21 protein-coding genes are annotated in these 21,220 nt (G+C 57.2%); 7 read left to right on the forward strand and 14 right to left on the reverse strand.

Translation table 11 applies throughout. The features are described 5' to 3' along the window. Window positions 1-59: 59 nt before the first annotated feature. The 9 genes from hxsB to RLDS_RS49050 form a co-directional block, all read right to left on the reverse strand. Window positions 60-1,490: a His-Xaa-Ser system radical SAM maturase HxsB gene (gene hxsB, locus RLDS_RS0128770; protein ID WP_330217111.1), complete on the reverse strand. Its 1,431-nt coding sequence runs from the start codon at window positions 1,488-1,490 to the stop codon at window positions 60-62. Window positions 1,491-1,686: 196 nt separating this feature from the next. Beyond that, the gene (locus RLDS_RS49025; protein ID WP_021227756.1) at window positions 1,687-2,286 is read right to left on the reverse strand and encodes a hypothetical protein; all 600 of its coding nucleotides are present in this window, start codon (window positions 2,284-2,286) and stop codon (window positions 1,687-1,689) included. After that, window positions 2,283-3,365 carry a M48 family metallopeptidase gene (locus RLDS_RS49030; protein ID WP_052034202.1) on the reverse strand — a complete coding sequence of 361 codons (1,083 nt, stop codon included), beginning with the start codon at window positions 3,363-3,365 and terminating at the stop codon, window positions 2,283-2,285. The genes RLDS_RS49025 and RLDS_RS49030 overlap by 4 nt, the downstream gene beginning before the upstream one ends. Window positions 3,366-3,484: 119 nt before the next feature. Beyond that, the gene (locus tag RLDS_RS49035) at window positions 3,485-4,240 is read right to left on the reverse strand and encodes a hypothetical protein (RefSeq protein WP_021227758.1); all 756 of its coding nucleotides are present in this window, start codon (window positions 4,238-4,240) and stop codon (window positions 3,485-3,487) included. A gap of 215 nt (window positions 4,241-4,455) precedes the next feature. Continuing rightward, a complete protein-coding gene (locus tag RLDS_RS0128775; protein ID WP_031298836.1) occupies window positions 4,456-4,647 on the reverse strand; it encodes a hypothetical protein in 192 nt (63 codons plus the stop codon). Between the two features lie 59 nt (window positions 4,648-4,706). After that, the gene (locus tag RLDS_RS57045; protein WP_330217112.1) at window positions 4,707-5,027 is read right to left on the reverse strand and encodes a DUF5818 domain-containing protein; all 321 of its coding nucleotides are present in this window, start codon (window positions 5,025-5,027) and stop codon (window positions 4,707-4,709) included. After that, complete coding sequence (locus tag RLDS_RS49040; protein WP_021227761.1) at window positions 4,909-5,721, reverse strand: S1/P1 nuclease; 813 nt, start codon at window positions 5,719-5,721, stop codon at window positions 4,909-4,911. Before RLDS_RS49040 ends, RLDS_RS57045 begins: the two co-directional genes overlap by 119 nt. 259 nt (window positions 5,722-5,980) lie before the next feature. Beyond that, a complete protein-coding gene (locus RLDS_RS49045; protein WP_021227762.1) occupies window positions 5,981-6,676 on the reverse strand; it encodes an HNH endonuclease in 696 nt (231 codons plus the stop codon). Window positions 6,677-6,883: 207 nt separating this feature from the next. After that, window positions 6,884-7,585, reverse strand: a complete 702-nt coding sequence (locus tag RLDS_RS49050; protein ID WP_021227763.1) for a hypothetical protein — start codon at window positions 7,583-7,585, stop codon at window positions 6,884-6,886. Window positions 7,586-7,662: 77 nt separating this feature from the next. Here RLDS_RS49050 and RLDS_RS49055 point away from each other — a divergent pair, with 77 nt between their 5' ends. Genes RLDS_RS49055 through RLDS_RS55515 form a run of 3 tightly spaced genes read left to right on the forward strand, consistent with a single transcriptional unit; the run spans window position 7,663 to window position 10,966 of the window. Next, window positions 7,663-8,844: a CBASS cGAMP synthase gene (locus tag RLDS_RS49055; RefSeq protein ID WP_021227764.1), complete on the forward strand. Its 1,182-nt coding sequence runs from the start codon at window positions 7,663-7,665 to the stop codon at window positions 8,842-8,844. Continuing rightward, entirely contained in the window at window positions 8,844-10,505 is a 1,662-nt protein-coding gene (locus RLDS_RS49060) for a ThiF family adenylyltransferase (RefSeq protein ID WP_021227765.1), read from the forward strand. The genes RLDS_RS49055 and RLDS_RS49060 overlap by 1 nt, the downstream gene beginning before the upstream one ends. Then, window positions 10,502-10,966: a Mov34/MPN/PAD-1 family protein gene (locus RLDS_RS55515; RefSeq protein WP_161626754.1), complete on the forward strand. Its 465-nt coding sequence runs from the start codon at window positions 10,502-10,504 to the stop codon at window positions 10,964-10,966. The genes RLDS_RS49060 and RLDS_RS55515 overlap by 4 nt, the downstream gene beginning before the upstream one ends. A gap of 120 nt (window positions 10,967-11,086) precedes the next feature. Here the strand turns inward: RLDS_RS55515 and RLDS_RS49065 are convergent, their stop codons facing one another. Next, a complete protein-coding gene (locus tag RLDS_RS49065) occupies window positions 11,087-12,574 on the reverse strand; it encodes a KAP family P-loop NTPase fold protein (protein WP_021227767.1) in 1,488 nt (495 codons plus the stop codon). Window positions 12,575-12,829: 255 nt separating this feature from the next. Here RLDS_RS49065 and RLDS_RS0128780 point away from each other — a divergent pair, with 255 nt between their 5' ends. Continuing rightward, window positions 12,830-13,105 carry a hypothetical protein gene (locus RLDS_RS0128780; RefSeq protein ID WP_152528115.1) on the forward strand — a complete coding sequence of 92 codons (276 nt, stop codon included), beginning with the start codon at window positions 12,830-12,832 and terminating at the stop codon, window positions 13,103-13,105. A gap of 512 nt (window positions 13,106-13,617) precedes the next feature. Here RLDS_RS0128780 and RLDS_RS49070 read toward each other — a convergent pair. The 4 genes from RLDS_RS49070 to RLDS_RS49085 form a co-directional block, all read right to left on the reverse strand. After that, window positions 13,618-13,914 carry a ribbon-helix-helix domain-containing protein gene (locus RLDS_RS49070; RefSeq protein ID WP_021227770.1) on the reverse strand — a complete coding sequence of 99 codons (297 nt, stop codon included), beginning with the start codon at window positions 13,912-13,914 and terminating at the stop codon, window positions 13,618-13,620. Between the two features lie 229 nt (window positions 13,915-14,143). After that, window positions 14,144-14,656, reverse strand: a complete 513-nt coding sequence (locus RLDS_RS49075) for a hypothetical protein (RefSeq protein WP_021227771.1) — start codon at window positions 14,654-14,656, stop codon at window positions 14,144-14,146. Window positions 14,657-14,715: 59 nt separating this feature from the next. After that, window positions 14,716-17,325, reverse strand: coding sequence for a DNA polymerase (locus RLDS_RS49080; protein ID WP_021227772.1), 2,610 nt, complete (start codon window positions 17,323-17,325; stop codon window positions 14,716-14,718). Window positions 17,326-17,506: 181 nt separating this feature from the next. After that, the gene (locus RLDS_RS49085; protein ID WP_021227773.1) at window positions 17,507-18,841 is read right to left on the reverse strand and encodes a tyrosine-type recombinase/integrase; all 1,335 of its coding nucleotides are present in this window, start codon (window positions 18,839-18,841) and stop codon (window positions 17,507-17,509) included. Between the two features lie 383 nt (window positions 18,842-19,224). Between RLDS_RS49085 and RLDS_RS49090 the strand changes: the two genes are divergently transcribed. The 3 genes from RLDS_RS49090 to RLDS_RS49100 all read left to right on the forward strand — a co-directional run bounded on the left by RLDS_RS49090 (window position 19,225) and on the right by RLDS_RS49100 (window position 21,204). After that, window positions 19,225-20,493, forward strand: coding sequence for an integrase arm-type DNA-binding domain-containing protein (locus tag RLDS_RS49090; protein ID WP_021227774.1), 1,269 nt, complete (start codon window positions 19,225-19,227; stop codon window positions 20,491-20,493). A 155-nt stretch (window positions 20,494-20,648) separates the two neighbouring features. Then, complete coding sequence (locus RLDS_RS49095) at window positions 20,649-20,876, forward strand: type II toxin-antitoxin system RelE/ParE family toxin (protein WP_236616909.1); 228 nt, start codon at window positions 20,649-20,651, stop codon at window positions 20,874-20,876. Between the two features lie 4 nt (window positions 20,877-20,880). Further along, complete coding sequence (locus RLDS_RS49100; protein WP_021227775.1) at window positions 20,881-21,204, forward strand: helix-turn-helix domain-containing transcriptional regulator; 324 nt, start codon at window positions 20,881-20,883, stop codon at window positions 21,202-21,204. Window positions 21,205-21,220 lie beyond the last annotated feature (16 nt).

Genomic DNA, 21,220 nt, shown 5'->3' on the forward strand with positions numbered 1-21,220 from the left:
GCCGAGACGCGTGACGAATGGCGAGACAGCGTCCGATGTTGAAGGGAGAATAAGGGGGATCATTGCAAGTGCGTGCCAATCGGTCCGAGCTGACCGGGTAAGTCGAGCCAGCGGCGAACGGAATAATTGGTGGCTTCCTCTTCCGAGAAGATCAGCTCGAACGCCAGATCGAATATGTGCAGGTGGCGCTGACAAAAGGCGGTCTCATGTCGCGGCATATCGATCCGACCATAACGTGAGAGATCATCAATGAGATCTCGACCGCAAAAAGGCTGATAGGCGCAACGCTGACAGGCCGGATCAAAGCTATTGGTCGCATGAGCGTTCAGCGCATCGCGCGCTCCAAGATCAATCCCGGTTGAGACATGACCAATGCCCAGATCGATTACCCTCGACCGGGTGAGCATGCGTGCCTCATCTGTCGGGTAGAGGCGGCCGTCATAATCCACGACGACATAGTCATGGCCAGCTGGATTGGGGTTGCGAAGGTCGACATGGCGATCGAGTCCAGGCCTAAAGATGCGCCTCAAGCACAGGCTCAGATAGCTCTCCTCCACGACTTGGCTTCGATCAGACCAGTTGCGTCGAATAAGTTCGCTGACAAATGCCTCATAGAATCTGCGCCATTGCTCTTCGAAACTGCGCGAGCCTGGATGACGCTTGCGCGCAAAACCTTGGAAATTGACCGGGCGCAGGAAGATGCTGGTCAACCCAAAATCGGTATATGCCTGTATCAGATCGGCGGGATCGGGCAGATCATTCGGGTCCAGCGTTGGCAGCGCCGAGACTTTACCGGGACCATAACGATCCGTGATTTCCTTCAGATTGACATGGAAGCGGTGGGTAGCCTCCGCACTCCTGGTGCGGTTCTTTCGATGCAGGTCTGACGGGCCGTCCAGGGACGTGCTGATCTGCACGTCAGGCCGGTCAATCAGTGCCTGGGAGGTCGCATCGAGGGTCGTCAAATTCGTGCAGATGACAAAGCTGGCTTCGGTGAAGCGCGCGCATCGCTCGATGACGGCATGGATGAGATCGGGTCGGAGCAAAGGCTCTCCGCCCTGAAACTCAATTTTGATGCTATGCGTGTCGAGCTCATCGATCATCGCGAGAACGGCTTCCAGCGTATCTTGAGACCAATCAAAACAGGCTGCATGCTTAGGTGCGCGAGACACCTGGCAATAGCTGCAATCTAGGTTGCAACGCAGGGTCGGAACGAGGATGAGATAATCCAGCGGGCCAATTTTGGCCAAACGCTGCGCTACCCCATAGGCGTGTGTCATCCACCCCAGATCGCCCCGATCTGAGGTAGCATGGCCCTCCAGCGCTAAGAACCGCATGTCAGTGTCGGTGAGCGCGTCGCTCTGCAAGCGGCCAAGAAATGCCGGTGGAGCCGAAAAGAAATGTCCCCCGTCTCCGACGAACGTCAGACATTGTGACGACCGTGCGCGAGCGCGGAGTGGGAAGCGGATCATTGGAGCAGGAGATCCCATATCGCCTGCCGGTGAGCCGCCATTCTTGCATGCTCGACGCCGTTATAGGCGGCGACGGAGGCCCGGAGAGTATCGAACGCTTCGACGCTCGTCACTTGATCGCATTGTGCCCTATTGTCGCTCGGGATTCCATTGCCAGCGGTGGCTCGTGATCGCTCTTCAGTCCTCCCAGCCGCATCAGGTCCCAAAGCTTCGATCACAACGCTGCGCTGTCTGTGAGGGCATGGAAATCATCCAGCGTTGCTTCGAAATAATGCAGCCGAGGAGCATCGAAGGTTGCCATGTAAAGTTGCCCCTTGATTAAGGCAGCCCGTGCTTCTCCCTTCCTTGGAAGATTGTCTGCATCGACATATTCATATGTAAAGCGAATACCATCCTGCCCCAAAAACCGATCCGGCTTCGAGTTTGTAACGGAAAACGACCCGATCCCCTTTTCCGTCCGGTAAGTGCCTTCCAGCAGCTCGGGTATCTCAACCAGCAATGTCTCGCTGGTGAATTTGGGCAAGGGCTTATGCTTCTTGCTCGTTTCGCGGATCAACGGTTCGCCCGGCGCTATACCACCGTAAAAGGTGACATCATTGAGCTGTTCTCCGTCCAGCGTCCAGGTTTCAGCTTTTTTGCCGGGGCGGATCGATAGACTGTTCCAGTCACGAACAGGCGTGACCTTCATGGCCGATTTCGCAACATCGACCTGAATATTTTTCTCACGATAGCCGTTGGCGCAGGCCACAGACACTGACAGCATGGCGGCGACACCAACAATAGCCGCGCGTGTGCACATCGTTTTTTTCATCATTGCCCCCCCGCGGCGGGTGCCAGCATGTTGATCATGGCGGCATCCGATGCATTTGGTTTGAGTTCGAGATAGCGGCGCAAGGCGGCCTGCCCTTCCGTGCGACGGCCAGTCTTGACAAGGGATAAGCCTAGTCCGCGCTGCGCTTCGGGAAATGCCGCATCCATCTCGGCTGCTTTGCCGTAAAATACCGCAGCCTGCGCCAGATCGCGCGGGTTGCCACGCGCGCGGTAAAGATCGCCGCGCGCCACCAGGAGCTGTGCGGTCCAGCCATTCTGTGCCAGCGACGATATAATGAAGTCGCTGGCGCCAAAATCATTCAGCTTGATCTGATCGTCCAGAAAGATGGGTAGCCAGGACGCCAAAGCTGCTGCGTAGCGTGCAACGCCATCGTCCCGTTCAGCGCCCGCCGGATCGGCGAACGCCGCGAGGGTAGCGGCGCGTTCGCCACTAGGAGGATGGGATGCAAAGAAGGCAACTTTATTGAAGTCAGGCTTCCTGACGCCCTTTACCAGCGCCGAGGCTTCCTGCTCTGCCATCAGATTTTGCCAGACCGCAGATGCAGACTGAGGGCGCAACGCGCTGTGATTGAGATATCCCAGCCCGAGCGTATCGGCCTCACGCTCCTGATCGCGGTTAAAATGAGAAAGGCGGCCATAAACCGACAGCTGCAAACTATCGAAATTGGAATATGACTGATATGTGTTGCCCAGCAGCGCCAGGACGGCCGCCCAGCTCAGCAGATCACTGCTGGATCTTCGTGCTTTCCAATCGGCCAATGTGTGCCGTTGTTCGAAGTGACCAAACTCATGACCTAACACCGTGGCGAGCTCGGCCTCGTTGCGGACGCGAAGCAGCAGGCCGCTATACACCCGCATCGTGCCATTGGGCGTCATCGACGCGTTGAACAGCGGAACGCGCAATATATAGAGACGGACGGATCGGCATCGATCGTCCCCAACAGTCGCGCACAGGACGCCTTTGACATAGGCGTTGAGCGCTTCGTCCCGAAGCAGGATCGGAGAATTGGCAAGGATGCGTTCCTCCTCATCGCCTTCGCGCCAGAGCCCTATCTCATCCACACCCTGCGGCTGATAGGCGCCAGCATAAGGGGGAGGAGGTGGCGCAATCTTGCTCTGCCCGATCGCCGCAGACGCCATGAGCGCTGCAGCCATCGCAACCAACCCGGCCGCTCGTTGCATCATTGCTGCGCAGTCGCCAGCTTGGGCTGCACGCTTCCTGGAAACTCCTCGAGCAACTGACCAACCCGCTTGTCGGCGCCGTCTAATTCCCGTACGTCCCCGCCCATCGCGCCGTCGGCATTCAGCCACAAAAGGTTGCCGGTTTTGAGATCTACAAGGCCTGCATAGCCGGCATGTTCGCCCGATTTAACGCCTACACCACCCAGCGCTGCTGCAAATTGCAACATCTTCCGGCCGGTAGAGCCATAGGCATCCTTGTTATAGATGAACAAGGCATAGTCGGCGTCCTTGGCGCCGGGCAGCGCGCCCACGCCACTGCCAAGCGACCATTCGAATATATCAGCCTTATTGTCGCGCTTTTTCGTTGGAAGGCGATTGCCCACGAAAAACTGATACTGGATCACCGACTGTGAAACCGCCGCAAACAAGGCCGAATATTCCTCGACCAGTTGGGCATCCTCACCATAGGAAACCGGTGCAACAATCACCTTGTTGCCCAAGGTCTGCTGACGTTTCGCCAAAGCGTCATCGATATTTTTACGGGCCTGGTCGGTCCAGTCAGCGTTCGGCTCGAACATGCCGCCTGTGGATTGGGCGCCCACGCGCACCGTTGGACGAAACACCAGGATGGTCTTGCCGCTTTGTGGCGCGAGACTGAAACCGCCTTTGGTCGCGGTACGTTCCTGAGCTGATGCAGGCACAACGATACACGCTGCAAACAGCGAAGCCGCAACTGCGCGACTTAAAAGATTCATAATTCCCCCCTGCCGATTCCCCTTAGCAGAAGGATAGTGCTAATATTGCCAACAACTTCTGACAAGCTGCGGAAGAGGATGAAAATATGTCGATTGCTGTCATCTTTTACGCAATCGACGTCCCGTTTGCTTTACAGGCGAACCCTTGATGCAGGGTGGAAGGCTGTTCGGCACGGAGCAAGACAATAGTCCGTGCCGACAATGAGGGAGTATCGTCAGGCAGGCTTTGCACCAGGCGAGCCGCACTTGGCGAACTTGCCTTTGGCATCCTTACACCGCTTGGGAGCGGCTTTCTTCTCCGGGCATTTGGTAAATTTGCCCTTGGCGTCCTTACAGGGTGCTGCGCTGGCGACGACGGGTACGGCAGCGATCGAGGCGGCAGCCAGAAACGACAACAGGTTCTTCATCGGTTTCATCCCTTGAGACGGCTCTGGAATGAGTCGCCCACGCAGGATAAGCGCCTGTCCTAAACAGGCTCAATATGTTTGACGTCCAGCATGTCGAATTCCGATCTGATGCCGGATACCCGAACCCGTCGCCCCAGCAAATGATGATGGCGGCCGCTGATATCGAGACGCCATTCCCCTCCATCATCCACACGCAGGACTGGGTAGGGCCCGTTCTTGAGCAGAATACCGGTCAATTCATGCTGTGAGCCCCTGGGCACCTCACTTCGCCTTTGCAACTTCGGCGTTGGCAGGTTCGAACACCCAGTTGAGATAGGCGGCGATACGAACGCCGGCATGTTTGAGCCTGTCATCGACCTCAGCACGATGCTGATAGGCATAGTCCCAGGAGAGATTGGGATCGGTCGGGTAGATCGTCTTGCGCAAAGCGATGCTTTCGTGGACCCAGACTAGAGGATCCCGGTCATTCCATTCGATTATCTGCGCAGGGGTGATCGAACGCAAGAGCCAGCCTGCCAGCTCGGAATAGGACAGGGATCGCTGTTCGATCATGGCAGAGTCCCATACCGAATGAAGATTGGTCGACCGGCCGGACCAGTTCACTTTCACATCATTGCCACCGCGGTCATTGCCTCCGCCTGCGTGGAGTGGCTGGTGCAGATCGCCAATGATGTGGACGATGAAGCGAAGGGCAAGACGTCTGTCATCGGGCGACGCCTTGGGATCACGCAGAGTGGCCGTAAACCGCGTGAGGGCTGTCATGGCATCGCCTTCTGCGGGCGCATCGGAGCCCTTGTAGTCATCCCCTTGCCTCACGGTCACATAATGCCAGGCGCTCGCCGTCTTTTGCCAGAAATCGGCCGGATCGGATTTCATGTCATCCGGCCAGGTTGCGGCTTCGGCGAGATCTTCTGTCCCCAGCAAGATTTTCACGTTCGCGCGGGCAACGCCGCTCAGATTTTCATCGGCAATGGCACCAGTAACCCGATGGCCTATCGGCCCCCATGCCTGCGCCGGTGAGGTGACGGCCCCGAGGCTCAGGGTGATAGCGAGGGAGATTGCTGTTTTTCGCATAGCTCCACATGGCCCGATTGCATGCGCAAAGAAAGCGGGTATCGCGATTTGGGCTTTTGATAGTCCGACCCATTGTTGCCGTTCAATCGTCGGAATCGGATCCCTAGGTGCAGACGGTCCGGTTCCGTCAACTTGCGACCAACTGATGACCTTTAGCGATCGGAGCAAGGCCTCCCGCCCCTGTCGAAACCTGCCATTCACCCGCCCCAGCTCGCTTATCATCAACGCGCCCTAATCTCGGTCCATCAGTAGCAAGCAGTCAGTCGCCATCGTCTAGCATGCCGCAAGAGATGCACCTGGCACCATTCCAGCCGGTGAAGCCGCAACGGGGACAGTCCCAGCTTGGATGTAGTTGCTCAGTTTTGGGCCGCATACCGACCAGCCCACTTGGACCGCGTAGCGTGATCCAGCGCTCGTCCTCGTGCACAACTTCGAGCCATGGAGCGAGAAAAAGTGGCTTGCCGCGTTCTTCCTGTTCGCGGTTCGGTTCGTGTCCCTGCTCTATCGTGGTGATCAGGCGTTCCATCATCCTCTTGTGACGTTCTGCAAAACCGCCGATCTCTTGCGCGGCGAGGAGGATGTTGATCGCCCGCGAGATCTTTCGGTCCGAAAGGTACTCGTCGTGCAGTGCTTCCGCCCGATCTACGCGATCTATAGCCGATTGGAGCTTCAGCTGAATAAGTGGACTTGGTCGGAAAACAGTGCCACCTTTTTCGCCGTTGCAGCGCCTGTGAGCGGGCATCCAATTCGCGAAGCTATTTATGTCGAAATCGGCCGGTAGGCCCAGTTCATTCAAAATCTTCGCAAGTGCGGCACTGCCGATCAAGGTCTCTGGAATTACATGATCAACCTCGGTCTCGAGCAGGCCGATCGGCTCGCCGCAAAGCCAGCACTTCTCGTTATGCACAGTGAAAACCGCGTATCGTTCGGCGGCAGAAAACTTGTAATGGGCCATAATCTTTCACTGCCAGTGGGTGTCGGCGAAGGCAACGCGCTGAACATTTACAGCGAACGTATAGTAAGGGCGCCCGCCCGGAACCCCGACATACCCGACGATCAGGCCGCGCTCCTCGCTCCATTGAAGCGGTTATAGGTTAATGCGCCTCGGCGTCTCTCCTACGCCGTATCGCCACTGCGGCTGCGGATGACTCCGAAAGCCCTATTACCCAGACAAATGATTAGACTTGCGCGTAAATGTGATAGCTCCGGCAGTGTTCATCGCCTGTCGCCACATCCGAGCCGTCCATGCGAGACCGATCAACTGGCCTGTTCTGAAATCGTATTCCAACCGTGCGGCACCGTAGAACTCCGCTTCATCCGCCACATTGTCGGTCGCATTCACCTGTTTGTAGAAATAGCATATGCCCGGCCGACGGAGGCCGACGCGCGGGAAAGGATCGACGCTGACCGTATCGGAACGGTCAATCGGGGTGTCGCCGCGTGGGTTGTAAAGCAGCATATCGAAGCCGAACCATGATTGATGGATTTCTGCTTCCAGCTTAATCGGCGTCAGCGCAGCGAGATCGGCTTCGGCGCACCGTCGCATGTCAATCGCGTGTTCCGTCGATGCGGCGGCGTCCAGCATCTGCGCTTGCCTTGGCCAGTTCGAGCATAGCTCCACATCCCAGACCCCATTCAAGTCCGGGAACACCCACTCGTTCAGTTTTGGAACTTTCTTCCAGAACCAGCGCCAGACCGGATTCCAGAGTGCCGCATTCAGGAGCAGCCAGACCAGGAGCGGGATAGAGCTGAATTTGAAATCGAATTTCAGCAGGTTACCTAGGCTCTGTCCGAGCATGACCAAGCCCAATGCCAGCCATACGATGGCGGCGACGACCGCCTTCTTCGATAAAATCCTGTACATAGCTTAACCATAGCACTTGAAAGCTGAGCTTCCCACTCCAATGTGGAACAAACCGGGATTCGTTGCGGGACGACAACATGACATTGGCCAATGCGCATGCCTTATTCTGCGGGCTCAAATCTGAACCCAGCTACTTGGCGAATCTGACGATCCCCGAGGACGACCGCAGGGCTCTTATGGATGCGCGCAACCTTATTCGCGCGACCTTGAAGCAAGCAGCCTCATCGATCCCCGTGCATGACGAGTACTGGCAGGAAGACTTTGCCCGCATCACAGCGCGGATGCGCCCCGTCATCCATGTCAAGTTCATGACGCAAGGGAGCTATGCCTACGGCACGCTGAACGCTCCCGCGCAAATTCCTGCGCAGGAAATCGATCTCGACGACGGCATGTACGTTCCGGTACAGTTTCTTCAGAACGGCCAACCGGCCTTGGCGGCTAAGGGGTTGTTTGCCTTTGCCGAGGCGGCATTGGCACCGCTTTGTTCGCGCAAGGGGTGGCAGCTCGATAGCTCCAAGAAAAACTGCGTGCGGGTCAAATTGTGGCGCGGCGCGCATATCGATATCCCAATTTACTCCATTCCGCAGGACCGATTCGAGACGATGGTGGAGGCTCTGCAAAACGCCGAAACCACCGCGCTGATGGCACGGGATGCGATGGCGCAGAGTTGGCGCCTTCCTTCGGATCAGATCATGCTCGCCCAGCGGGATGGCACCTGGCTTCAATCCGATCCCCAGCAACTCCACGATTGGGTGAACGGGCGCAGCGAGCGCTATGGCGCGGTGTATCGCCGCCTCTGCCGTTTCTTTAAAGGCTGGCGGGATTACACCTGGGAGAAATCGTCGCTCTCCTCGCTCTGCATCATGTGCGCGGTTGACGAGGCGCTGCGCCGGATGAATGGCTTCCCCGGCGACTCCCGCGATGACGAGCTGGTGATGGAAGTGGCAAAGCTGCTCCCGGCGATTTTCAACGACAAAGTGGCTAACCCCGTCATTCGGCATCTCTGCCTGAACGAATGGGGCGACGATGAGCGAGCTGCCATTATTGAAGAGGCCGAAGCACTGCGGGATGAAATGGTCGCGGCGTTGGAACGCACCGGGCATGCCGATGTCGTCATCACCCGGCTGCGCAACCAGTTTGGGCAGCGCATTCCGTACCGGCCTGATGCGGTTAAGATCGCGACGAAAATCGAGACGATCCGTCAGGCACCGGCGGCGAAAGTAGCTGCGCCCATTGTCATCCCTTCAACTTCCGGCTGATGGACCGTCATGAGGCGCTTCGAAGGATCGATGCTACCCTGAAGGCCAGGGGCTTCAAGGAGACCGGTCCTGGCTTTGCCGATTACGAAGGGTCCATTCCCGTTCACGGGACGCCGGTAGACATAACCTTATCGATTCCGGATGTCAGGTTTGCCGCGAAACCCGTGCTTACCTTGAAGGACCGAAGCCAGATTCCTCTCGATACGCTCGCGCATATCGAGACTGGCAACGGCATCTGCTATGCCTCCGGTGCCGGTTTGCCGGTCGATCTCTACGAGCCAGGCCCTGCAATCCTGCGCGTCCTAGAGGAAGCGAAGCGCACTCTGGAACTGTCTTTCAAAGGGCGTGCAGTGCGCGAGATCATCGATGAATTCCAGCAGTACTGGTATTCTGAACTTGGCGTTCGTTGCCTCGTGCCAAAAACGCCATCCGCTGCCGTCAAGAAGGCTTCCCTGTTTATCGCCAAGCTTGGCGATAAACCGCAGTTCATGTGCCTTGCCGATAAGGCCGATCTACGGGGGTATAATTCACTCGCCTTAGGATTAGCGCAAATATGGTCTGTTGATGCTCCAATTGGCCCTGCCGCTGGCATCCGAGCGCCCAACACACTTGCAGAATTGCAGCGGTGGTTTGCTGGGCAGGCCGGATTGGGGAAAAGTCGGTGGAACGCTGCGTTCAGTGCTCTGTCAGAGGGCCAAAATTTGTTCGTCGCTGCACCGAATGCCTTTGTCGGCCTTCGGTTGGAACGGCCCAAAGACCTCGAAGCTGGAATAAAGCGCGGGTCGATCCGCAAGCAGGCTGTCCCCAAACTGCTGGCAGCGCGATCTGCTGCCATTAAGCTTGAACGTTTCTCGGGGGCATGGTGCAGTATCGAAGACATCACCGCGAGAAACAGCGTGGAGCAAAATACGTTAAAGGGGAAATCCATCGCGCTGGTGGGATGCGGAACCATTGGCAGTCATCTGGCGCGAATGCTGGTTCAAAGCGGAGCCGGTATCGGCGCGCATCTAAGCATCTTCGACAATCAATATCTTAGCGAGGGCAATATCGGCCGGCACTTGCTGGGATTTGCTGACATCGGCAAGCGCAAGGCGTTCGCCTTGAAGGCCGAGTTAGAACGTTTTCATCCTCAGGTGCAGGTCAACGCATATGTCGAGGACGCGACGGCGATGTGGGAATTGCTGGCCACCCACGATCTCATAATTGATGCCACCGGCGATTGGAATGTTCAGAGCGTGCTGAATGAACAGTTCCTCGAGAACGTGGATGCCAACGTGAGTGCTTTGCTCCACACATGGGTCTTCATGAACGGGGCCGGGGCGCAGAGCTTTCTTAACGTCCGTGATGACCTGGCGTGCTTCCGCTGTCTAAAGCCGCAGTTCGATGGCCCCTGGCGCTATCCCGCCGGAGACGAAAAGGACGAACTCAATCTCCAGCCCGCTAGCTGCGGCGATGGAGCGTTCATTCCCTTCTCTGTTGACGCTTCCTGTATGGCGGCGAGCCTTGCCAATCGAGCGGCGCTCGATTTGGCCGGAGGAAAAGCAGGGCAGCGCTTGCGGACGGTTCAAGTCGATCCCGAGCGTGGACGCTACCACAAGCCCGTCAGCCCTAAGCCCGTGCCGCAATGTCCGGCCTGCGGTCCCCGACGGAGCGCAGCGTGACATCTGTTCTGATACCCAACGAACTCCTCGCCCACATTCGCTCCAAAGCTCCAACCTCAGGCGGTCATAACGAGCAAGGCGGCCTGCTCCTCGGCCACAGAAAATGCGGTGCGTTGGAATTGACACGCGCAACGTTCCCCTCGCGGTGGGATCACGCCACGCCAACACTATTCAAGCGGTCGCAGCGCGGTCACCGCATCTCAGCCCTGAGAGAGTGGGTCCGCTCCGGCCAAACTGTTGATTGGCTGGGCGAATGGCACACTCATCCGGGTGGAATTGCACGACCATCTTTCACCGATCTTGAAAGTTGGCGCTTGCTCGCGCGCCAATCCAAACAGCCGATGACCTTCATCATCTTCGACAATATCTCGATCTATGTCGGCCTTCAGGTTGTGAACAAGGCAATGGTGAAGCCATTGCGGTTGGCAGAAAGAGATCAGAGCCACTTCCTCTACTCGTAGAAAGGGCAGGCATGTTGTCGTGTTGCGTTCGGCCCGTGCTCTGGCCGCGTGCCGCGCCCGAAGCCTGTCGTCTCCGCCATGCGGTGACGATCACTAAAGCGGGCTCCTTCGCAGGCCGGTTTATCCACGAGGTTCCAGCTGGGGGTTCGTGAAGCGCGCTACTGCCGCCAGTAGTCTGGGATAGCCCCTTGGGGCGGCAATCGGGTACGAGCCGTCGGCGTTGGCGCGCGATCTCGAGATGAATCTCGCGGCATAACTGTGGCCCTCGGCCCGGCGCTCCTCAAGGTCCCGATCCGTCAGCTGCGCCGCCTCGTGCAACTGCATGGTCATTTCATGAAGCGTCACTTCGGTCACATCCGAAGATTGAGGGGTCCAGTATGGGACAAAGACCCATTTGCTCGTCACGACAGCCTGCGGGACTGTGCCGGGAGGGTGCCCCTGCACGACCGCGATTGCGAGGGGCAGCAGGAAGTGCAATTCGATGAGCGAGCTCTGGGCAAGCACCGCCGAGGTCTGTAGGACGTCGATCAGGGCGAAGGCATCGCGAGCACCCAGCCCGTAGACCCGCATATACTCGGCAATGAGCTCCGGCACCGAAGGGTCCAGATCCTTGGTCTGCGACAGCACCAGTCCCGGCAATGTAAAGGCCTCGCGTCGAAGACCCGCCTCATCGAAGAGCTTTGCCACTAGGGGCGTGAGACCGGGCTGCGCGAGGTTGTACTGCCTGTCGATGAAGCGGCGCAGATAGGCGCGCCCATCGAACGTTGAGCCATAGGCGCCGCTCACCGAGCGCGCGAGCTGCTCGGAATGAATGGCAAAGATGAAGATCAACCCGGGCACGTCGAAAAGATGCTTGATTTCTTCGAGCAACCGTATGGCATAAGTGGTTCGGCAGCGGTCCAGCTCATCGATGACGATGACTATCGGCGCATGCTGCGCTGTACCGTCCAAGGATGCGACAATCGCCGCAAGGCTCTCCTTCATCTGCTGGACAGCGGCCTTGCCCTCTTCGAATGCAGCTATGCGCTGCGCCATCAGCGCATGGCTGCCCACGCCCTCCAGCGCTGCAGCCGCATCCTCGATCGTTCCCTTGCCGACGTCGCCAAGACCGTCATTCACGGCATCCCTGACGTCCTCGCTGACGCCTGTCAGCAGTTCCTCGGCCGCATCGACCGCCTTTCCCGTGATGAGAAGACCGGCGCCGCGCCGCAACAGTCCCCAACCCATAATCTTGGCGACACGGCCAGAGGTCACCATGAAATCCTGAACCCGCCGGCTGATCTGCGGATTGGTGACAAACGGGTCGAGCGCCGCCTTCAGGGTCGCGGCGAGCGCGGTAAGCGGCTCGTCGGTGAGGTCGTCCGCCCAGGCATCGACGAAGGCCACCGGGTGATTGAGGCCCAGCTGCTCGGCCAGCCGTTGCAGGAAAAAACTCTTCCCCTCGCCATATCGCGCATCGACCGCGATCGTGTAGGCACGCTTGTCCTCTCGCATGACGGGGCGCGCGGCAACACTTTCCATGTAGGCGATAAGCTGCTCGGCTTCCTCCCGGCGCGAGAAGAGATCATCAGCCCAGATTTCAGTCGGATTGCGTTTTTGCGTGGCCATGCAGTCCTCAAGCAGCGCGAAGTTTCGTTCCCTGATCGCAGCCTATGAGGCCGAGCTCTTGCATGAAAGCCTGCGTTGCGAAAGACATGCGATGTGAAAGGGGTGCGGCCTGGTTGCGAGCACGATCCCTTCCATGCCTATCCTTCCGACCGAGCCTATGGGGCATTCCTTGCAAACGTCAGGAGGGCTGCCCACTTTGCCAAAGCCCCACGGGACACGCTTGTGCGAGACCAGTGGTGGGGCGTCAGAGGGACCGTGGGTGGATACGTCCTCGCCGCCGTGATGAACCTGGGCGGGCTTTGTCCCGCTCTCACCTGGACCGCTCTGGCGATCCTTGCAGCATGCCGGTTTCTGGCGCCGGGTAACAAGGCCGGAACGCGAAAGCATGATAACGTAAACGATACGAACCAAGGAAACGACAAGAAGAACGAGGTGGTAGATATGGGCAAATCGATGATCCGCGAACTCGCGAAAGCAGCACCGATCACGGTGCTTTTCCACACGGTTGGCATTGACGCACTGTCCCTGTGACGCCCCATAATCCCCCACGCATCAATTTTTGGGCCGGCCATGCGCGCCGGCCCTTTTTCTTTGCTGCCACGCCGTCTCATGTCGCCCGCACCGGCTTCGTTGTACGCCGCCAGGGCGACGAAGGATCCCTAGGCGGCCGGCCGCCAGTCCCACGGTTCATTGCAAGTGTTGCTGCAAGAACCGCTCAAGGGCACCCTCCTGCATTGAAGCGATCGTCTGACTTCATACCATCCAGAAGGGTGGCTACACCAATTACGCGGTGTCCCAGTGCTTGCGTGCGAGGAATGCTCACAAACCGCAGCCGGGAACGGCGGCTTACTCCAGTAGGTCGCTCCGAAGCCGACATTCCGGAAAGTCCCACCAGCAGACACGGACACAGATTACAACACCGCGACGACGTTCAAAGCCGCTAATCCCTGCAGACCGTCCGAACCGATCCCACAAAATTCCCGGAAAAGCGTCAAAATCTCACGTCGACTGATCCGGCAAAAAACATATCAATGAATGCATTTTCAAAAGTCGGAAAATCTCCGCCTAGCCGGTGTCTGAACGGCGTTTCCTGCCTGCGGCAGCATATCAGGCAAACGACCGTCAAAACCCTTCTCACAGGCTGATTTCAAATGCTGATCGATCTTCCGGACTTCGTCGATCCGGGTCAGCATCTGCCTACCCGTTTCCAAAACCCAGGACCTCAACAGGTCATTCAAAATCTGCGATCGGGGCTTGCCGTTCAAACGGCATAGGCGATCAAACGTCGCCAGCAAATCACTTGGCACATGAAAATTGATAAGCGTCTTTGAAACAGTCATAAAAATTCCTCCTGAAAATGGTCGCTGGCACGGCACCCTTCGGGTGGCGCTTCGCGCTGATTTGAAAATATATGTGATAGGTATTTTGCTGGATTGCTGTGTGCAGAATCTGTCAGATCGTTGTTTGCAGAATTTGTTATAAAGTCTTTTAGATATAGTAAGTTAATCAAGGTCCGATGCATGTTTGGACCCTGGGCGTTGTCAGCGAAGGCAAGGGATCGAGAGGGGTTTATACCCGGCAGTCGATGGGCAGGTGACAGTTGGACCAGTCGATCGCATCGGCGAACACGGGCTTGTCACGGGTCTTGCTGATATAGTCGATCCAGCCAGCATCGGCATGGGGCTGGACATCATGCTCCCAATACCCCCAGTCGGTCTTTGCCCAGCAGGAGAATATCAAGTGATGGAAGTCGCGGCGTAGATCGTCACGCGGGCAGTCGATGGCAGCATGATAATGAAGGCGCTTGCCGTTTCCGCCTTCAAGGATTGGAACGACATTGACCGAACGCCCGAAGCGACTGGCTGCCTTGCCATGGACTGCGGCGTTGAGCAGTTTCATGAAATGGCGAAAATTCTGGCTGGCCCGATCCGCTGTAAGGCGAACTTCGAACGATCGTCCCTGTCCATCTTCCACCATGCGCTTCTGACGGAGGGTCAAGGTGACGGCATAGGGTGCCTGCCAGGTCGAGAGATCGACAAAATCGCGGAATGCGTCACGGAGTTGGAAGGCGGTAGAGGGCATGGGGCACGGCTAAGAAAAGTTGAAGATGATTTATTTATCATCCTCCACGCCGCGACCCGTCAGGCAGCCACCTCCAATATTTTCTCCGTACCCTCAATGGATCGATAGGGATTGTTCTCCTGCGTCGCGGCAAGAATGTCGATCGCTGTGTTTGCCGAGAGAAACAGGTCTACCTCAAGCGAGGGGACATGGATTTTTAGAAGGTCCAGCGCGGCCATGACGGCAGGCGTGGCGGGACATATATGCGGGACGAAGGGCTTGCGTGCATTCTCAACATCCGACCGTTTGCAGGGAATGCCTATCGATGTCAGCAGGTCAGCGAAGGATTGTGATGTATGCCCGTCAAATTTGCGGGTGATGCCGGCAGCGGATTTGCGCCAGGCGATACACAGCATTTGCCGCAAGCGTTTGATGTCGGGACTATCCTTTTTGAGATATTGCCCCCCTCCGGCCGACAATGCCGATTGCGCAAAGATGTAGGTGGCAAGGGCACGATAATCGTCCACCGTCTTGATGCATCGGGGCGTAGCGACCGCAAAGCTATCCCAGATTTCGCGCACTTTGAAAAACTGATCGATGCTTTCCCATGGGCGGGTGCTGAAAGCGACATGATCGATTGTGTCGTCCTGCCAGACTGCTTGCGGCATGCGCTTCCAGTCGAATTCCATGTTGAGGCGTTTCGACACATGCTTGTCGACAAGGTCGGCATCCCATTCGATAATGTCTCGAATGCCGGTCTTGATCTTCAGCGGAATGACATCATCGGGCTTGCGATCCAAAAACATGCCCAGGATTTTTGCGTTCAGTTCTCGCTGATCCTCCAGATATTCCGGGGTGTAGATGCCACCCTTGGCAAGGACGATTTTCTCATGCGGTCCCTGGTCGTCACGGCCCTCGATCAACGTGGCCTGTCCCCGCGTTCGCCAGCCAAGCGGTTTGCGTACGACATGCTTGATTTCCAGCATATCCGGCTCGCCGGTGAGCATCTGCCGGCTTTGGCGATACAGGCCCGCGATCGGCCCGGTGCTGGCTGCGTCAATCTGCGCCTGCGTCGCGTTGGTGAGGAAACCGTCGGTGGTGCAGCTGAACACACATACTTCTGATGGCAGGGCATTCATGACTTCGCCAAGGGCCGAACGGACGAACGAGGTGATGTAGGCAGCGAAAAACGGGTTTGTGATTTTACTGGGCGGGAGAGGTTTCATCTCCCTGTCGCGCAGATCGTACACACGCTTTTGATGGAGTCCCTGCGCCGTCTTGCCATAGCTGCTGTTGCTCAGTTCCTTCCAAAACAGATTCTGCAACGATCCCTTGGCAAAGCTCTTCCGCTTCATGATGCACTGGCTGATGAAGTCGGCAAAGACCGGCTTTTCCAGATTAGTGGGAATGATGACGCCATGCCGGATTTTGAGCGTTGCGCCTAACGATCGGGCAAGAGCGATTTCCGGAGCTGCGCAGTCGCTGATACCGGTGCGCGGGAAGACCAAGCCGTTGTTGGTGCGCACGGGCATGGTCGGATATTTGACATGCTCGGGAAATTCGAACTCGACATTGGCGATGCCAAGCGTTCGATGTGTAAATTGATCGAGATCGAGGCTGACATAGGCAGAACGCCAGTCCGCCATGCCGATGAGGGCCATGGCAGTGGGATAAGCACCCGTCAGGTCAAAATCGGTCCAATTATCCTCGAAAGCAGGGCCGAACCAAAATTGCTCATTGCGACCGCCATGATAGCATTCGGTTGCCAGCGGTATGTGCCAGTCCACTTCCCGGATGTTGACGTCTACAGGCCTCTTCTCATGCCGGCCTAGCCGCTTGTTGAAATAGCTGACGACAACCTCTTCCTTGCCGATCATTTCCAGCGGATCGAGATCGGCGGCTTTCCATGTTTGCATCAGGAGATCGACACCGATGCCGGTAAGGGTCGCGGGCACCTTGCGCCGTCCAAGAATATCGTCGCACTGGCGGATCAGTTGATCGAGATAGCGAACGCAGATGATAGCGTCAGTGATGGCATAGTCTTCGAACAGTTCCGGCCTGTCAGCCAGCAACTGATCCATATTCTCCTTATAATGTTTCTCCAGCACCGGATCGTCGTCGAGCACCACCTTGGGCACTCCAACAAGATCGCCAAGGGCACGCAGGCTCTTGGATGTCGCAGGCGTCAGGAGCATCGTATCGCGCAGTACGACTTCGATCTTGACCGGCCCGTCATCGGGAAACCAATATTGTAGGAGTATGTGATTATCGATCGATAGAAACGTGGCGCGGACGCTGCCGATCAGCTTCGAGATGGTCTGAAAATCCTTGAAGGCCGGAAAATCTGCACGGGTGAAATGCCCTGCCAGATAGACCTTGTTAGGCAGTTTGCTGACCGCCCCGGTCGCGATCCCCTGATGAAACGCAAAGGTCAGCAGATCAGCAAGCGAGAGCCGATCGTTCCCTTCGGGATAGCAGATGCCACTCCATTCCACAGCGTCAGGCTGGCCGGGGTCATAAATGCTGCAATGGAACTGATAGGAAATGACCTTGTATTTTCCCGATCCGTCTTTAATATCCTGTGGTGTCAGTTCTCCGTCAGGGGTTTTATATTCCGTGTCGAAGCCGATGATGAGGTAACGATCGTCGTCGCGAGAATGTTTTTCTCCGTAAAAGTTTTCTCTCTCCACCCATATACGACTTTTACTGAAAATTCTCTTTCCGGTCCTCAGGAGCAGTTCGGTAGAAATTGGTGCAATGATGGGGTCGGGAGACTTCTTCTTCCATTTCGACATGCTTCTATCCGGTCCCCGTCCACTATCTGATCAACCCACTACAGCATGGGGTGGATCACCTCGTCCAGCATGCTTGTCATAACAGGTCGAGATATGACGGTTCCTGACCGGCTATATCGGTCGGAGCCTGTGTGAGAACGGTTTTCCGGTCCGCAGACCGATGATCCGTCCGCAACCATCCCAAGCCATTGTCAGGAGGGGATTTGGTCTTCGTGGGTTTGTCGGTTTTGTCCGATGCCTTGCCCCGACCTTTGGTCAGTTCCTGTGACATGGTGATGTTGGAGGTGTGTCCATAATATTCCTCCAGCATCTGGACGGACGTTCCCATATTGCGTGCCAGGGCAAAATGATTGACCCCTTCATGCAGCCGGAAAGTCGCATAGGTATGACGGAGGGAATAGATCGTCCGTGACCGGCCAAAACTGTCTTTCTGCACCCCGCATTTTTCCAGCAGGGTCTGGAACGACTTTTTGAACGATCCAATTGCCGAACCATCCTTGTGGCAGAAGACCAGACTGTCGGGATCGGGTGCTTTCCCCCCCTGTTCCTCGCTCCGCAGTTCGAGGATACGACGGAAGTAGATTTTGACGTCTGCTGTACGGGCAACCACTTCCCTAATGCCGGTCTTGCCGTTGACGGTCAGGATGATGTCCCTGTTGTCATTGGGTCCAGCAACTTCCCGGACATCTCTCCATTTCAACGTCCTTGCTTCACCGACCCTGATTCCGGTGTTGGCAAGGATGAGGACGTAATTGACCAGCATGGTCCGTTCCCGCAGGGTTTTGCCATTGGTGACCTTGACGAACTCCCGCAATTGCCGGGTGATCTTCCTCCATTCTGTCTCATTGAAATGCGGACGACGGGATTTCTCCCCGTTGATTCGGGGGAATTTGGGGAGGTCCTTGAGATACCCCTCTTCGACACACCATCGGAAGAAATGCCGCAAATCATTATGGACCCGCTTGGTCGTATTGGGAGACATGATTCCCTTCTTCGTCCCCTTGCGCAGATCGTCCGTCAGCTTGGAGATGGATGCCGTGGTCAATCCTTCGAACGTCAGCTTGCCGACATGAGGCAGGACCCGTTTTAGCAGGAGGATACGATAGCGGATCGACAGTTGCCCGATCTCCGGCTCGAACCGGTCGATATAGGCATTGATACCAACCGCAACCTTTGTTCCCTTCTCCGTCTCACCGGAATAGGCTTTGACCAGCTGTTGATGATAAAGATCATCGGCAAATCGATATGCCTGATGTTCGTCGGTGGTGCGGGTGGAACGGTAGATGAAACCCGTCTGACCCGGTGCCTTGATCCGACACATCCAGATGGGTTTCTTATAATCCCCGCGCAGGAAGAGGTAGATACCTCCATCGCGGAAACTCTTGGACACCAGCACATTCTTGCCGGTCATCGATTCACCTTCCGGAGAATCGCTAGGGGAATCCATCGGTTCACTGATCTGAGATTTTCCCAAAATCCGTCCCTCATATCCGGTATCCGTATGCGATCCGTATATGGTCGATTTCGCTGGTTTGGGGAACAGGGGTGCTGCTAACCCCTTGAAAACTGGAGCGGGCGAAGGGATTCGAACCCTCGACCCCAACCTTGGCAATTCGATTTGAGCGGTTACGACAGAATGCGCTAATATACGATTTAGTACGATATTTCAAATAGATATTGCCAATCTCGCTACGACGGCATAACCTCCAATTCGCCGCGAAACGACCGATTTTTATTACGTTGTTATTACTTTTCGGTCTCGCGGAGCACGCGTAATAAATTGGAGGAGGTTCCATGGCGCAGGCAAAGCTGACGAAGCGCATGCTCGATGCCCTCACCGCACCCGAGACGGGTCAGACATTCGTATGGGATACCGAGATCAAGGGCTTCGGGGTCCGGATAGGCGCTGCTGGCACCAAGACCTTCGTCATCCAGTATATGAACGCGGAGGGCCGAATCCGCCGCGTCAAGCTGGGCCGCTTTGGCGTGCTGACGGTGGACCAGGCTCGCGATCTGGCGAAAATCAAGCTCGGTGCGGTGGCATCCGGGGAAGACCCGGCTGAAGAAGCGCGTCGCGCGCGCAACGAGATGAATGTCTCTGAACTGTGCGAATGGTATCTGACCGAAGCGCGCGCAGGCAGAATCCTCGGTCGCCGAAACCGGCCGATCAAGGAGTCGTCGCTTGCGATGGATGAGAGCCGGATTCGGACCCATATCAACCCGCTGATCGGCAAGCGCATCGCCCGCCATCTGACGATTGCCGATGTCGAAGCGATGCAGGACGATGTGGCGAAGGGGAAGACCGGAAAGCCTCGCAGCGGGGGCCGCGGCGGCAAGGCGACCGGTGGCCGCGGTGTCGCGGCGCGCTGCCTGACCACGATCCAGGCGATCCTGGGACATGCAAAGCATAAAGGCCTGCTCGCCGAGCATCCAACCAAGGGCGCCAAGAAACTCGCCGGAAACAAGCGAACACGGCGCCTCAGCGTCGCTGAGATCGAGACGCTGGGCAAGGCGATGGTCTATGCAGAACAACAGGGCGTCAGTCCGACCGGGATCGCCGTGATCCGCCTGCTGCTTCTAACCGGCTATCGCCGCGAAGAAGGCCAAGCCATGCAGCGCGAATGGGTCAATCCGATGGGCGGCTTCGTCGCCTTCCCCGACACCAAGACCGGCGAGCAGGTCCGGGCGATCGGGCCGGAAGCGATCAAGGTGATCGTGGCCCAGCCCCAGATCGCCGGCAATCCCTATGTGTTCGCGGCAACGACGGGCGATGGCCCCTTCACGGCTGTAAGCGCCTGCCTGCAGCGCGTTTGTGGTTTTGCCGGAATCACGGGTGTCACGCCCCACGTGCTGCGGCACACCTTTGCCAGCATTGCCGCCGAACTCGGTTTCTCGGAACTGACGATCCGCGCGATGCTGGGGCACGCCTCGCAGAACGTGACGCAAGATTACATCCACGTCGATGAAGCGCTGAAACTGGCCGTGCGACGCACGTCCGACGAAATCGCCAAGCTGCTTGCCCAAGGCGCCGCCAAGCTCGACCGCCTTCGCCTTGTGGCCTGAGCGACAATGGGAGCTGGACAAATGGTAACATATACGTTACTTGAAAGGCCGTGAGTTGATCATACAGGAGTATATCCGCGAGGACGGCTCCTGCCCGTTCCGATCCTGGTTCGATGATCTTGATTCGCAGGCCGGGGCCAAGGTTGCGACGGCGATTGTCCGGCTGGAACTGGGCAATCTGTCGGATTGGCGGCGGGCTCGGAGAATATCGGATCAATTGGGGACCGGGCTATCGGCTCTATCTGGCGCAGGACGGGAATGAGCTGATCATCCTGTTCGTCGGCGGAACGAAGAAGCGACAGCAGGCCGATGTCAACGAGGCTGCCGCTCTGTTGACCGAATATAAGGGCCGCAAGGCCACTGCGAAGAAGACCAGGAAATAGCGACATGGTGCTGACACGGGATTTCAAGGAAACGGTAAAGGAGCGCGCAGCGCGCGATCCCGCTTTCGCCAAGGCCATGCTCGACGAAGCTGCGACGGCCTTCCTCAACGGCGAGCCGCATGTCGCGCGACTGATCCTGCGCGACCTGGTGAACGCATCGGTCGGTTTTGAGGCTTTGGCCGCCGAGACCAACCGACCCAGCAAGAGCCTGCACCGGATGCTCTCGGAGAAGGGCAATCCGAGCATGGACAATCTCGCGGCCATTTTCGGAGCAGTGCGCAAGCGCCTTGGCGTTGCGATTGAGGCACATGTGGTCGAGGCTGCCTGACGGCGGCTTCCCGCGC

This window comes from Sphingobium lactosutens DS20 (assembly GCF_000445105.1).
In the GTDB taxonomy this organism is placed as follows: Bacteria; Pseudomonadota; Alphaproteobacteria; order Sphingomonadales; family Sphingomonadaceae; genus Sphingobium; species Sphingobium lactosutens.

What these genes read in the sequence shown, in the direction of transcription:
- hxsB (WP_330217111.1), bottom strand. Translation starts at nt 1,490, where the DNA reads ATGGGATCTCCTGCTCCAATGATCCGCTTCCCACTCCGCGCTCGCGCA.
- RLDS_RS49025 (WP_021227756.1), bottom strand. Translation starts at nt 2,286, where the DNA reads ATGATGAAAAAAACGATGTGCACACGCGCGGCTATTGTTGGTGTCGCC.
- RLDS_RS49035 (WP_021227758.1), bottom strand. Translation starts at nt 4,240, where the DNA reads ATGAATCTTTTAAGTCGCGCAGTTGCGGCTTCGCTGTTTGCAGCGTGT.
- RLDS_RS0128775 (WP_031298836.1), bottom strand. Translation starts at nt 4,647, where the DNA reads ATGAAGAACCTGTTGTCGTTTCTGGCTGCCGCCTCGATCGCTGCCGTA.
- RLDS_RS57045 (WP_330217112.1), bottom strand. Translation starts at nt 5,027, where the DNA reads ATGCCTATCAGCATCGTGCTGAGGTCGATGACAGGCTCAAACATGCCG.
- RLDS_RS49040 (WP_021227761.1), bottom strand. Translation starts at nt 5,721, where the DNA reads ATGCGAAAAACAGCAATCTCCCTCGCTATCACCCTGAGCCTCGGGGCC.
- RLDS_RS49045 (WP_021227762.1), bottom strand. Translation starts at nt 6,676, where the DNA reads ATGGCCCATTACAAGTTTTCTGCCGCCGAACGATACGCGGTTTTCACT.
- RLDS_RS49050 (WP_021227763.1), bottom strand. Translation starts at nt 7,585, where the DNA reads ATGTACAGGATTTTATCGAAGAAGGCGGTCGTCGCCGCCATCGTATGG.
- RLDS_RS49055 (WP_021227764.1), top strand. Translation starts at nt 7,663, where the DNA reads ATGACATTGGCCAATGCGCATGCCTTATTCTGCGGGCTCAAATCTGAA.
- RLDS_RS49060 (WP_021227765.1), top strand. Translation starts at nt 8,844, where the DNA reads ATGGACCGTCATGAGGCGCTTCGAAGGATCGATGCTACCCTGAAGGCC.
- RLDS_RS49065 (WP_021227767.1), bottom strand. Translation starts at nt 12,574, where the DNA reads ATGGCCACGCAAAAACGCAATCCGACTGAAATCTGGGCTGATGATCTC.
- RLDS_RS49070 (WP_021227770.1), bottom strand. Translation starts at nt 13,914, where the DNA reads ATGACTGTTTCAAAGACGCTTATCAATTTTCATGTGCCAAGTGATTTG.
- RLDS_RS49075 (WP_021227771.1), bottom strand. Translation starts at nt 14,656, where the DNA reads ATGCCCTCTACCGCCTTCCAACTCCGTGACGCATTCCGCGATTTTGTC.
- RLDS_RS49085 (WP_021227773.1), bottom strand. Translation starts at nt 18,841, where the DNA reads ATGACCGGCAAGAATGTGCTGGTGTCCAAGAGTTTCCGCGATGGAGGT.
- RLDS_RS49090 (WP_021227774.1), top strand. Translation starts at nt 19,225, where the DNA reads ATGGCGCAGGCAAAGCTGACGAAGCGCATGCTCGATGCCCTCACCGCA.
- RLDS_RS49100 (WP_021227775.1), top strand. Translation starts at nt 20,881, where the DNA reads ATGGTGCTGACACGGGATTTCAAGGAAACGGTAAAGGAGCGCGCAGCG.